The organism is Psychroflexus sediminis, assembly GCF_900099815.1.
Taxonomy (GTDB): Bacteria; Bacteroidota; Bacteroidia; order Flavobacteriales; family Flavobacteriaceae; genus Psychroflexus; species Psychroflexus sediminis.
In genome coordinates this window covers 87,519-100,752 of sequence record NZ_FNCW01000006.1, presented here as the reverse complement: position 1 = coordinate 100,752, position 13,234 = coordinate 87,519, and the positions used below count along the sequence as shown (strand labels likewise).

General features: G+C 40.4%; 6 protein-coding genes and 1 tRNA gene. 6 read left to right on the top strand and 1 reads right to left on the bottom strand.

What is annotated here, in order from left to right; genetic code table 11:
* Positions 1-6 precede the first annotated feature (6 nt).
* The 5 genes from BLP81_RS07380 (at position 7) to BLP81_RS07355 (ending at position 9,257) form a co-directional block, all read left to right on the top strand.
* Positions 7-1,794: a sodium:solute symporter family protein gene (locus BLP81_RS07380; RefSeq protein WP_093367809.1), complete on the top strand. Its 1,788-nt coding sequence runs from the start codon at positions 7-9 to the stop codon at positions 1,792-1,794.
* Between the two features lie 280 nt (positions 1,795-2,074).
* Positions 2,075-4,771, top strand: coding sequence for a sensor histidine kinase (locus BLP81_RS07370; RefSeq protein ID WP_093367807.1), 2,697 nt, complete (start codon positions 2,075-2,077; stop codon positions 4,769-4,771).
* Entirely contained in the window at positions 4,768-5,142 is a 375-nt protein-coding gene (locus BLP81_RS07365) for a response regulator transcription factor (protein ID WP_093367806.1), read from the top strand. Before BLP81_RS07370 ends, BLP81_RS07365 begins: the two co-directional genes overlap by 4 nt.
* Before the next feature lie 11 nt (positions 5,143-5,153).
* Positions 5,154-9,014: an acetate--CoA ligase gene (gene acs, locus BLP81_RS07360; RefSeq protein WP_093367805.1), complete on the top strand. Its 3,861-nt coding sequence runs from the start codon at positions 5,154-5,156 to the stop codon at positions 9,012-9,014.
* Positions 9,015-9,181: 167 nt separating this feature from the next.
* Positions 9,182-9,257: transfer RNA gene (locus BLP81_RS07355), tRNA-His, on the top strand.
* 55 nt (positions 9,258-9,312) lie between these two features.
* Here the strand turns inward: BLP81_RS07355 and BLP81_RS07350 are convergent.
* On the bottom strand, positions 9,313-10,650 hold the full coding sequence (locus BLP81_RS07350) for a M28 family peptidase (RefSeq protein WP_093367804.1): 1,338 nt from the start codon (positions 10,648-10,650) through the stop codon (positions 9,313-9,315).
* A gap of 100 nt (positions 10,651-10,750) precedes the next feature.
* Here BLP81_RS07350 and pheT point away from each other — a divergent pair, with 100 nt between their 5' ends.
* A complete protein-coding gene (gene pheT, locus BLP81_RS07345) occupies positions 10,751-13,177 on the top strand; it encodes a phenylalanine--tRNA ligase subunit beta (RefSeq protein ID WP_093367803.1) in 2,427 nt (808 codons plus the stop codon).
* Positions 13,178-13,234: the final 57 nt, after the last annotated feature.

The window sequence follows — 13,234 nt, the reverse complement described above, 5'->3', positions numbered from 1 at the left end:
AAAACTATGGATTCTCAAACACTTACTTATATTTTCGTCGGCGTTTCATTTGCTATCTACATTGGAATAGCGATCTGGAGCCGTGCTGGTTCAACTAAAGAATTTTATGTCGCAGGAGGTGGTGTTTCGCCTCTGGCAAATGGTATGGCCACCGCAGCCGACTGGATGTCTGCAGCTTCTTTCATATCCATGGCAGGAATTATTTCTTTTATGGGTTACGATGGCTCGGTTTTTTTAATGGGCTGGACTGGTGGTTTTGTGCTTTTAGCTTTATTATTGGCACCTTATTTAAGGAAATTCGGAAAATTTACCGTCCCTGATTTTATAGGAGACCGGTATTATTCAAAAGTAGCGCGTTCAGTAGCTGTTATTTGTGCCTTAATTGTTTCTTTCACTTATATCGCGGGTCAGATGCGAGGGGTAGGGGTTGTCTTTTCAAGATTCCTGGAAGTTGAAATTGAAACCGGCGTTATTATCGGGATGATTATCGTTTTATTCTACGCTGTCCTGGGCGGTATGAAAGGCATTACCTACACGCAAGTCGCTCAGTACTGCGTGTTGATTTTCGCTTTTCTGGTTCCGGCTATTTTTATTTCTTTCCAGGTCACCGGCAATCCTATTCCTATGTTTGGCATGGGAGATACGCTGGCCAGTCAGCCCGACACCTACATGCTGGATAAACTAGATGGTTTGAGCCAGGAATTAGGCTTCACAGCCTATACCGAAGGCTCTAAAGACCTGATAGATGTTTTCGCTATCACTTTGGCTTTAATGGTTGGAACTGCTGGTCTGCCCCATGTTATCGTAAGATTCTTTACTGTAAAGCGGGTTAAAGATGCGCGTAAATCAGCCGGATATGCTTTGCTGTTTATAGGTATTCTTTATATCACAGCTCCTGCTGTAGCCTCTTTTGGTAAACTGAATTTGCTACAGACCGTAAATGAAAAAAATTATACTGAGATGCCCGAATGGTTTACTACCTGGGAAGGTTTAGGCCTTTTGGCGTGGACGGATAAGAATTCTGACGGAAAAATTCAATATCTGGGTAAAGCTAAAGAAGGCGGGGATGCTCTAACAGGGATTCCCTTGTTTACTGATAAACAGAGAGGTGAAAGTGGCGAAAGAATCGTAGAGAACCCTTCAGAGAACAAAAACGAATTGTACGTAGACCGGGATATTATGGTATTGGCTAATCCGGAAATCGCCAATTTACCAAACTGGGTCATCGCTTTGGTGGCTGCAGGATGTTTAGCTGCTGCACTTTCTACTGCTGCCGGACTTTTACTGGTGATTTCCTCTTCCGTCTCTCACGATTTGATCAAGAAAATGGTATATCCAAAAATTACAGACAAAGGCGAGCTGGTTGCTGCTCGTTTAGCTTCTGTTGTTGCTGTGGTTGTTGCAGGGTATTTCGGAATTAATCCTCCTGGATTTGTTGCAGCCGTTGTTGCCCTGGCTTTTGGTCTGGCAGCGGCTTCCTTCTTTCCTGCTATTATTTTAGGAATTTTCTACAAACGCATGAATAAAGAAGGTGCTGTGGCTGGTATGGTCGTTGGAATTTCACTGATGATATTTTATATGATGAAGTTTAAATTTGACTTCTTTGGGGGCGGTACTCCTGCAGACTGGTGGTTTGGCATTTCTCCGGAAGGTTTCGGATCGGTGGCCATGCTGGTCAACTTTATGGTATCTATCGTGATAAGTAAGTTTACTCCAGAGCCACCTCTGGATGTTCAGGAGATGGTAGAAAATGTAAGAATTCCTAGTGGAGCAGGAGAAGCCTCAGATCATTAACAGGATTTATTTATTCTCAAGAGCATGCCGATTTAAATGCATTCTCTTGAGGATTTTATTTAATTTCAGGATATATTTCTCATCACATGAAAAAGAGGCATCAACAGAAACTCATTTTTTTAAGCTTTGGCTTGATTCTGCTTTTCAATATACCTTTGGTACTTGCTTTCAATCAGGTGACTTCGGTGCTTGGGTTTCCTTTGTTTTACTTTTTTGTCTTTATAGTTTGGCTGGTGAGTATTCTCATGTCCTACTTGATTCTTAAAAAATATTCAGACCGATGAGTAAAACCGCACTCATAGCACTCATTTTTGTCTACTTGGGGATTTTGTTTCTCATCGCTTTTTTTGCTGAAAAAAATAAAGGCTCAAAACTGGTGTCACATCCGGTTGTATATGCTTTATCCCTTGCGGTGTACTGCTCGGCATGGACCTATTATGGCAGTGTAGGCATGGCAGCAAAGTCCGGAGTTGAGTTTCTTACGATTTATCTCGGACCTATCATCGCTGCGCCATTGTGGATTGTTTTATTGAAGAAAATAATTCAGCTATCCAAAGTGTATAAGGTTTCGAGTATTGCCGATTTTATCTCTCTTAGATATGGTAACAGCAGATCTCTGGGAGCTTTGGTCACTCTGGTTTGCGCTGCGAGTATTATTCCTTATATCTCTCTTCAACTCAAAGCGATTTCTGAAACCTTTGAAATTGTTTCTACTTCAAGTCTTGGGATTGAGGGTTCATCGGTGATAACGGATTCTACCTTTTACATCGCTTTAATTTTGGCCATCTTTGCCTCCTTTTTTGGAACCTTAGCCCTGGATGCTTCCAAGCACAGAACAGGCGTTATGTTTTCTATTGCTGTTGAATCTGTATTGAAGTTAAGCTTCTTTCTCATCGTTGGAGTTTACGTCACCTACTTTGTGTTTGACGGCACATCAGATATTTATAAGCAGGCTAAGTTGGGTTTGGATTTGAATGAGTTAAGTACCATCAAGGGTTTAAGTGGCGGCATCAATTGGTATTTTAGTGTAGCGCTTTCTTTTTTGGCGATTTTTCTGTTGCCACGCCAGTTTCAGGCTTCTGTAGTTGAATTTACTAATCGAAAACAGCTAAAAACCTCGATTTGGTTTTTTCCGCTTTACCTTTTATTATTTAATGTATTTGTCATTTTTATCGCCTGGGGAGGAATGCTGATTTTAGGAGATCAGTCCAAAGCCGACTATTTTACGCTTCTTATTCCTTTATATTTTGAGGAGTATTGGTTGGCTATTTTAGTTTTTCTGGGAGGTCTTTCAGCAGTGATTTCTATGGTTGTGGTTTCCACGGTGGCGCTGTCCACGATGTTGAGCAATAACCTTATTATACCTTACGGATTTATAAAAAATCTGACCCAAAGCAAGTCGTTTAAGAACGAAAAAACCATTAAAAACATAAGACGCCTATGTGTATTTAGTTCTATAATTCTGGCTTATTTACTTTATGCCCTGTTTGACCCCAAAGTTTCTTTATTTTCAATCGGGCTTATTTCATTTTTGATCATCGCCCAGTTAGCTCCTAGTTTTTTCATAGGCATGTTTTGGAACAGAGGCTCTGCTTTAGGTTCAAAAGTGGGTATTATACTCGGTATGCTTATAGTTGGGTTTACGTATCTGCTACCCTTTATTACTGAAAATGTTTTGAGTCAAAATTCATTTGCAGAACAAGGATTATACGGTATCGACCTGCTTAAACCTTATGCGCTTTTTGGTGTTGACTTACTGAATCCGGTTAACCATGCCTTATACTGGAGTTTATTGCTCAATACGGGAGCTTATTTGGTTTTATCAGTTGTCAAAAAAGGAAATTACCGGGAGAGAAACTATGGTGAAATGTTCGTAAACAGTGAGAAAGTCGTGGAACTCAAAGAAAATGCTTACGTCTGGAAAGGTGAAGCCTACGTAGAGGATATCCAGAATATATTGATTCGTTTCCTTGGGGAGGCCAAAGCCAAGAAAGCTTTGAACGTCTTTAGAAAACGCTACCAGGTAAATCCGGAAGAAAAGTTGGCAGATGCCAGATTTATCAATTTCTCAGAACGATTGCTTACGGGAGCTGTGGGAAGCGCTTCTGCTAAAATCTTAATTTCCAATGTGGCCAAAGAAAAGCCGGTGTCTTTGGTTGAAGTTTTAAAAATATTGGAGGAAAACAAAGAAACCATTTCCGTCAACAAGTCACTGGAAGAACAGTCTCAAAAGCTGATTAAACTCACTTCAGATTTGAAATCTGCGAATGAAGAGCTTAAACTCCAGGACCAGCTTAAGGATGACTTTTTGGATACGGTAGCGCATGAGCTCAAAACTCCAATCACTTCCATCAAGGCAAGTTCTGAAGTATTGACAGAAGATGATGATATGCCATTTGAACTTCGTCAAAAATTCCTGAACAATATTATTCAGGATACAGAACGCCTCAATGCACTGATCAACGATATTCTGGATTTGGAAAAAATGGCTTCAGGAAGAGATGAATTGAATATAACGTCCGAAGCCTTGAATACGTGTATCCAAGATGCTATTGATGGAATAAGCAGTATCGCTGAACGAAAACACATAGAGGTCAATTTTGAGAATAAAACTCAAATCGAAGCCGAATTTGATTACAGCAAAATGCTTCAGGTGTTTACTAACTTACTTTCCAATTCTTTAAAATTTGTTTCAGAAAACGAGGGGAGGATAGAAGTGCTTTTAGAGGAAAATTCAGAAGAAATTACGATTAAAATCAGGGACAACGGCAAGGGAATACCAGAAGGGGACTTTGATTTGATTTTTAAAAAATTCTATCAGTCCAAAAATCAGACCTTCAAAAAACCTGTTGGTAGTGGTTTTGGATTAGCGATCTGTAAACAGATTGTGCAGATGCACTGCGGCGAGATTTATGCTGATCCAGGCCTTGAAACAGGAGCAGAATTCATTGTGAAATTACCAAAACGAAAGCTATGAAAAAGATCTTACTTGTAGATGACGAGCCTAACATAATCATGGCACTGGAGTATACCTTAAGAAAAAATGATTATGAGGTTTTTATTGCCCGAGACGGGGAGGAGGCGATTGCGCTCGCAGAAAAACTCTTGCCAGACCTGGTGATTTTGGATATTATGATGCCTAAAGTAGATGGATATGAAGTCCTGCAGCATTTGCGAGAGCACAACGCACTCAAAGCCTCTACGCAAACTGTAATTATAAGTGCGAAACAAAAGGAAAGCGATGTTCAGAAAGCCTTGAATCTTGGCGCTAAAGCATACATCAAAAAACCGTTTTCTATGAAAAAACTCCTGAATACTGTAAGTGAATTATTAAATCACAAACCCTAAACTATAGTGTTATGAATTATAAAGAAGTCTATCAAAAAAGTATTGAGCATCCTGAAGAATTCTGGATGAAAGCCTCTGAAAATATAAGGTGGTTCAAAGCGCCAACCAAAGCTTTGGAACAAACCTCAGAAGGGATATACCACTGGTTTCCTGATGGAGAAACCAACTTGAGTTATTTGTGCATAGATCAACACGTGGAAGATGGATATGGGGATGAAATTGCCCTTATTTATGATTCTGCGGTCAGACAGAAGCAGGTGAAATACACCTATAATGAGGTTTTGGAGAAGGTATCCAAACTTGCCGGCGGCCTAAAAGCCTTAGGTGTTGAAAAAGGGGATCGGGTCATTATTTACATGCCAATGATTTCTCATTCGTTGTTCAGCATGCTGGCCTGCGCCAGAATCGGGGCGATACATTCTGTGGTTTTCGGAGGTTTTGCACCAGATGAACTGGCGATGAGAATAGACGATGCCAAGCCCAAAGTGATCATGACGGCGACTTCCGGAATTGAAGTGGATCGACTCATAGCCTATAAGCCCATGGTGGATGAAGCCATTGAAAAAGCTAAGCACAAGGTAGAAAAAGTTGTGGTGTTCAATAGAAAACTGGGAGTTGAATTTGAGGAGAAGCCTTACGATATCGATTATACAGAATTGATGGAAAAGGCTGAACCCACTCCGGCAGTAGCTTTAAAATCTAAAGATCCTTCCTATATTCTTTACACCTCTGGAACTACTGGATCGCCCAAAGGAGTGGTAAGAGATACGGGGGGGTACGCGGTTGGATTAAAATTTTCTATGGAGAATATTTATGGAACCAAACCCGGCGATGTGTTCTGGGCTGCATCGGATGTGGGCTGGGTGGTTGGACATAGTTATATTGTTTATGGCCCCATGATTCATAGAAATACAACGATTATATATGAAGGGAAACCCGTTAAAACCCCTGATGCCGGGGCGTTCTGGAGAGTGATTGAAGACCATAAAGTAAATGTCATGTTTACCGCTCCAACAGCTTTCAGAGCCATCAGAAAAGAAGATCCAAAAGGAGAGTTTATCAAAAAGCATGATATTTCTTCCTTAAAATATCAATTTCTGGCTGGAGAGCGATGTGATGAAACCACTTTGAAGTGGGCCGAAGATCATCTGAAGGTTCCTGTGATTGACCACTGGTGGCAGACAGAATCGGGCTGGTCTATTGTTGCTAATTACATGGGAATGGATGCTTTGCCTGTAAAACCTGGTTCTGCAGGAAAACCCGTCCCGGGTTATGATCTGGCGATTCTTTCTGAAGACGGCGAAACCCTACCTGCCAATACTGAAGGTTATATTTGTTCCAAATTACCGCTCCCCCCAGGATTCATGCAAACGCTTTGGAATAACCATGAACGCTATAAAAACGGGTATCTAAGCAAATTTCCGGGCTATTACTTCTCCGGTGATGGTGGGTATATCGATGAAGAGGGTTATGTCTTTATCACTGGAAGAATTGACGATGTCATCAATGTGTCTGGTCACAGACTTTCTACAGCAGCTCTCGAAGAAGTTGTTTCTCAGCACCCGTCTGTTGCTGAATGTGCTGTTGTTGGATTACAGGATGAACTGAAGGGAGAAGTACCGCTAGCCATTGTCGTCCCCAAAACTGGTGAAGAAGGCTATGAATCCTATAAAATGCAAACTGAAATTATTCAGTTAGTCAGAGATAAAATTGGAGCTATTGCTGCCTTGAAGAATGTAGTTATAGTCAAGCGCCTGCCGAAAACCAGAAGTGGTAAGACCTTAAGAAGAACTTTAAGGAAACTTGTAGCGGGAGAGGCGTATAAACTTCCTTCAACTATCGAAGACCCGATGGTAATCAGTGAGATTATTGAAATCTTTAGCCAGCAGAAAATCGGTGCTTTCAGTAAAAATAAAGATCAGGTAACTCAGTCTTTAAAAGCACTGACTAAAAGCTATTATAACATCGATTCACTTGCTAAGTATATGGATGTGTATAGGATTTCTCAAAACGATCCGGAGAATTTTTGGAACACCATTGCTGAAAGAAATTTTGAATGGAAAAGGAAATGGGATTCGGTATTGAAATGGAATCCTGAAAAAGCAGAGGTGAGCTGGTTTGAAGGGGCTCAGCTCAATATTACTGAAAATGCTATTGACAGGCATTTAAAAACCAGAGGTAATAAAACGGCAATTATTTGGGAACCGAATAATCCAGATGAAGAAGCACTTCATATCAGTTACAATGACTTGTCGAAGCGGGTCAATAAAATGGCAAATGTGCTTAAGAAAAATGGAGTTCAGAAGGGAGATCGGGTTTGCATTTACTTACCGATGATTCCCGAACTGGCCATTGCTACTTTAGCCTGTGCCAGAATAGGAGCAGTGCATTCTGTGGTTTTTGCCGGATTTTCTGCATCTGCTTTGGCTTCAAGAATCAATGATTCAGACTGCAGGATGGTAATTACTTCAGACGGATCTTACAGAGGTTCCAAAAGCATTGATTTAAAGAGCATTGTGAATGAAGCTTTGGAATCTACACCTTCAGTAGACTGCGTTTTGGTTGCCAAACGTACCTTCTCTAAAGTGGATATGCTTGAAAATCGCGATGTCTGGCTTCACGAAGAATTAAAGCAGGTAGGCGATAAGTGTGAAGCAGAAGTCATGGATGCAGAGGACATGCTTTTCATTCTATACACTTCAGGATCTACCGGAACCCCGAAAGGTATGGTGCATACCACTGCGGGATACATGGTATACACGGCATTTTCATTCAAAAATGTTTTTCAGTACCAGGAGAATGATGTATACTGGTGTACGGCTGATATCGGCTGGATAACAGGACATTCCTATATAGTGTACGGCCCACTTTTGAATGGTGCTACAACACTCATGTTTGAAGGTGTTCCGTCTTACCCCGATTTTGGTAGGTTTTGGGATATAATAGATAAATTCAAAGTGAATCAGTTTTATACTGCTCCAACGGCTATTCGAGCTTTGGCTAAACAAGATATCGAATTTGTAAATACATACGATTTGTCGTCTTTAAAAGTTCTCGGAAGTGTTGGTGAGCCTATCAACGAGGAAGCCTGGAACTGGTATAATGAAAACATCGGTAAAAAGAAATGTCCAATTGTGGATACCTGGTGGCAAACAGAAACGGGTGGAATTATGATTTCTCCAATTCCGTTTGTGACCCCGACCAAACCCACCTATGCAACCCTGCCTTTGCCGGGAATTCAGCCTTCACTGATGGATGATCAAGGAAATGAAATACAGGGTAATTCGGTCTCTGGTAAACTTTGCATCAAGCATCCCTGGCCAAGTATGGCCAGAACGGTTTATGGCAATCATCAGCGCTATAAAGACACGTATTTCTCAGCCTTTAAGGATGTCTATTTTACTGGGGACGGGGCGCTCAGGGATGAAGTAGGCTATTACAGAATCACCGGTAGAGTAGATGATGTGATTATTGTTTCCGGGCATAATTTGGGCACCGCGCCTATAGAAGATGCCATCAATGAGCATCCTGCCGTGGCCGAGTCCGCTATCATCGGCTTCCCTCATCAGGTAAAAGGAAATGCTCTTGCTGGATTTTTAATTTTAAAAACCGATGGTGAATCCAGAAATAAAGAGAATCTGAGTAAGGAAATCAATCAGCTCATTGCAAGCAAAATTGGTCCGATAGCCAAGTTAGACCGCATACATTTTGTATCCGGATTGCCTAAAACACGAAGTGGTAAAATCATGAGGCGTATCATGAGAAAGATTTCTTCTGATGAAGGGGATCAGATCGGAGATGTATCTACCTTGCTGGACCCCGGTATTGTAGAGGAAATCAAAGAAAAAGTACAGCCGTTTTTGGATGAATAAGCCCTGAAATTTTAAAAGAAATCCGGATTAGGGGATTTATAACCCATTCACGCTTAATGATCTGAATGGGTTATAATTTTACTTTCATTTATTTTTTCTGTTATTTATCTAAATCCTTTTGTAGAATGCAATATTATATTAAATTTGCATCGTCTTAAAGGACAACTGGTGGATGTAGCTCAGCTGGTTAGAGCACTGGTTTGTGGTACCAGGGGTCGTGGGTTCGAGCCCCATCTTCCACCCAAAAAAAAGGTCTTATCCATTTGGATAAGACCTTTTTTAGTTTTCAGAAATTTTATTACCTCATTATTTTTGAGGGAAATACCACAACACTTTCGTGTCCGTTTTCACCAACAGAGGAAATTCCGAAGAAAAAATTATCGATGATGATTCCCTCTAATGTAATTTCATTTACGTTTTCTACATATCTGAAATGATCCCAGGTCGGGGAAGTTGTAGATCTCCAGTATACCTTATAGCCTTTAACATCTTCCGGGTTTTCCTGTTCCCATTGGAGTCTGACCGAAGGTTCTACAATACCGCCAATGGCAACTTCTAAGGGAGCGGGAGGAGCCCAGGCCAAACTTGCCATGCTAATGGCATTCACTGCAGTTAATTTTTTGACATAATCAAAATTAACATGTTCTATCACGTCGCCATAAGCGATGCCGCTTTCCACTCTAACGTCCTGGTGCTGCTGGTTATAGTTTTCATGTGCTTCCATAATTCTGATCCCGGGATAGCCCAAATCGTTAAAAGACCTGTGATGTCCCCCACGACCAAAGCGGTCCAAACGGTAAATCATGATCGGATTCATTTCCGGCATATAGGTTTGTGTCGTTTCATACACATATCTGGCCAACTGTCTTGAAGCTCCATCCACTTCACCGCCATAAAAACGCTTCATTTGTCTTTCTCTGTCGGTTTCGGTCGGGTTGTGAGCTTCGCTGAAAATTCTGAAGCTTCTGTTATCAATCACACCGTCAAGTCCTTCAATATTGCCAATCATGTCGTTATTAAGGACTCCAATAATATCCCAGCCCTTTTCTTTGGCGTATTCGGCGAGAAACTTACCCCCAAACAGACCCTGTTCTTCACCACTTAGTCCCACATATACAATACTGTGATCGAATTCATATTGAGAAAGGACCCTGGCGGCTTCCATGGCTCCTGCCATTCCCGTGGCATTGTCATTTGCTCCAGGAGCATCGGTTGTAAAATCCTGAGTGTCTGAGGCTCTGGAATCGATATCTCCGCTCATGATGATATAAGAATTAGGATATTTTATCCCTTTCTGAATGGCGACAACGTTCTTAACTTCGGCTGTTTTAGGAATTCTGCTTCCCATGTCAGGCGTAACCGTTTCCCCTTGAAAAAAAACCTCAAGGCAATTGTTACAGTCTGATGAAATCGCTTCAAACTCTTTTTTTATCCAGCGTCTGGCCGCCCCTATTCCTCGGGTATCGCTTTCGGTTTCACTAAAGGTGTTTCGGGTTCCAAAATCAGCCAGGTTCTGCACATAATATTCCAGTTTTTCTGCGGATACATCATCCACAATATCATAAATCCGGGTATCGATTTGACCATAAAAGACAGTCGAAATGCTTAAAAAAGCAATTGTAAGTATAGTTTTCATATAAAAATATTTTTGGCTCAATTTACTATAATTTTAGAGGAATAAAAATTTTAAGAGCTAAGCGGGTTTGTTATCTTTGCACGTTCTATAGATATATATTATGAAGATTTCTTATAACTGGTTAAAGCAATTTTTAAAGACCAACTGGACAGCCCAAGAAACTGAAGTTTTACTTACAGATCTCGGACTTGAAGTCGAAGGAATTACAGACTTTGAATCTATAAAGGGAGGGCTGGAAGGTATAGTCGTAGGCTATGTTGAGTCCTGTGAATCTCACCCCAATGCCGACCGCTTAAAAATCACCAAAGTAAATATTGGTAAAGAAAAGCCAGTTTCAATAGTATGTGGTGCCCCCAACGTTGCCCAGGGACAAAATGTTCCTGTAGCTACAATTGGGACTACTCTTTATGATGAAAAAGGTCAGCCCTGGCCAATTAAAAAAGGAAAGATCAGAGGGGAGGTAAGTGAAGGGATGATTTGTGCAGAAGATGAAATCGGAATTGGTAAAAGCCATGCTGGAATTATGGTTTTAGGAGAAAACCTGATTCCAGGAACACCTCTTAACCAGGTTTTTTCAGTGGAAAAAGATCAGGTCTTCGAAATCGGACTTACTCCCAACCGAGCGGATGCCATGAGCCATTGGGGTGTTGCCAGAGATCTAAGGGCTGGATTAATTCAAAATGAAATTAATATCCCGTTGGATACACCTTCTGTAAGTAATTTTCATGTGGATAATAGAAGCTTGAGGGTTGCCATTTCTGTGAAACAGCCCGAACTGGCCCCAAGGTATTGTGGCCTGAGTATTTCTGGTTTGGAGGTGAAAGATTCTCCAGACTGGCTTAAAAATAAACTTCAGGCTATAGGTATAAATCCGAAAAATAATATAGTAGATGCGACCAATTATGTGTTACACGAGTTAGGTCAGCCCCTACATGCCTTTGATTTGGATAAAGTCAAAAACAATAAAATTGAAGTTAAGACTTTAAAAACGGGAACTAAATTTACCACCTTAGATGGCATAGAACGAGAGCTTCATGAAGAAGATTTGATGATCTGTGATGACGAAAAGCCTTTATGCATTGCTGGTGTTTTTGGTGGAGCAGAAAGCGGAGTAACTCAAAGTACAACAAATATTTTCCTTGAAAGCGCCTACTTCAATCCTGTGAGCATTAGAAAAACTGCTAAGCGTCATGGTTTGAATACAGATGCGTCTTTTCGCTTTGAAAGGGGAATAGATCCCAATATAACTGAATTCGCCTTAAAACGTGCAGTAATTTTAATTCAAGAAATAGCTGGCGGTCTAGTGTCTAGCGATATTGACGATTTTTACCCTAAAAAAATAGAGGACTTCCAGGTCTTCTTAACCTTCGATAAAATCAATCAGTTAATAGGTCAGGAGATCGATACCGGAGTTATTAAAACGATTTTGACCTCTTTAGATATCCGGGTGAACAATGTTTCTGAAAGTGGTTTGGGACTGACGATTCCTACCTATAGAGTTGATGTTCAGCGAGAGGTGGATGTGATAGAAGAAATTCTGCGGGTTTATGGTTACAACAACATTGAGTCTGATAGTAAATTCAATGTGTCTGTCGCTAATTCTTCGCCATACGACGATTATAAAATTCAGAATAAAATAGCAAACCAGCTGGTTTCTCAGGGTTTTTTTGAAATAATGTCCAATTCCCTGACTACCAAAGCCTATGTAGAACTGGCCGAAGACCTTAAAGAAGAACACAATGTGGATATACTCAATTACCTGAGCAATGACTTAGGCGTCATGAGACAATCGATGTTATTTTCCGGGTTGGAGTCTGTGAGCTACAACATCAATCGAAAGAAAACCGATTTAAAGTTTTTTGAATTTGGTAAAACCTATCATAAAAAGGAGGATGAATTTCTGGAATTCAAGCATTTAGCCTTGTTTCTTACCGGTTCTAAAACTCCTGATTCCTGGTCGCATTTTGAAGAAAAGACTAATTTTTTTCAGCTGAAAGCTTACTTAGAACGTATTTTTGAAAGATTTGGCTTATCAAGTTTAGAATACCAATCTGTTGAATCAAAATCCATTTCAGAAGGACTTACAGGTAAATTGAATTCTAAGACTATCGTCGAATTTGGCAGGGTTAAGACCGAGATTTTAAATCATTTTGACATCGATCAGGAGGTACTTTACGCAGATATCCAATGGGATAATGTATTGGACGTTCTCGAGAAAAAACAACTCAAAATTAGCGAAATACCCAAGTTCCCTTCAACTCAGCGTGATTTTGCTCTGTTGCTCGATCAAGGGGTGAAATTTGATGACCTTAAAGAAACCGCATTTAATACAGAGAAAAAAATATTGCAGAAGGTTGATTTGTTCGATGTTTATGAAGGAGAGAATCTTCCGGAAGACAAGAAAAGTTATGCACTTCGATTCATATTCATGGATAAAAAGAAAACACTCACCGATAAGCAAGTGGATAAAGTGATGAAGAAGTTACAGAATCAATTTGAAATTAAATTCAATGCGAGTTTAAGATAGGTGCATTTAAACTTATATTTAATCCCTAAGCTTAAGAGCTTGGGGATTTTTAGTTTC

Excerpts from the sequence above, each read along its gene's own strand:
- BLP81_RS07380 (WP_093367809.1), top strand. The coding sequence starts at position 7 with ATGGATTCTCAAACACTTACTTATATTTTCGTCGGCGTTTCATTTGCT.
- BLP81_RS07370 (WP_093367807.1), top strand. The coding sequence starts at position 2,075 with ATGAGTAAAACCGCACTCATAGCACTCATTTTTGTCTACTTGGGGATT.
- BLP81_RS07365 (WP_093367806.1), top strand. The coding sequence starts at position 4,768 with ATGAAAAAGATCTTACTTGTAGATGACGAGCCTAACATAATCATGGCA.
- acs (WP_093367805.1), top strand. The coding sequence starts at position 5,154 with ATGAATTATAAAGAAGTCTATCAAAAAAGTATTGAGCATCCTGAAGAA.
- BLP81_RS07350 (WP_093367804.1), bottom strand. The coding sequence starts at position 10,650 with ATGAAAACTATACTTACAATTGCTTTTTTAAGCATTTCGACTGTCTTT.
- pheT (WP_093367803.1), top strand. The coding sequence starts at position 10,751 with ATGAAGATTTCTTATAACTGGTTAAAGCAATTTTTAAAGACCAACTGG.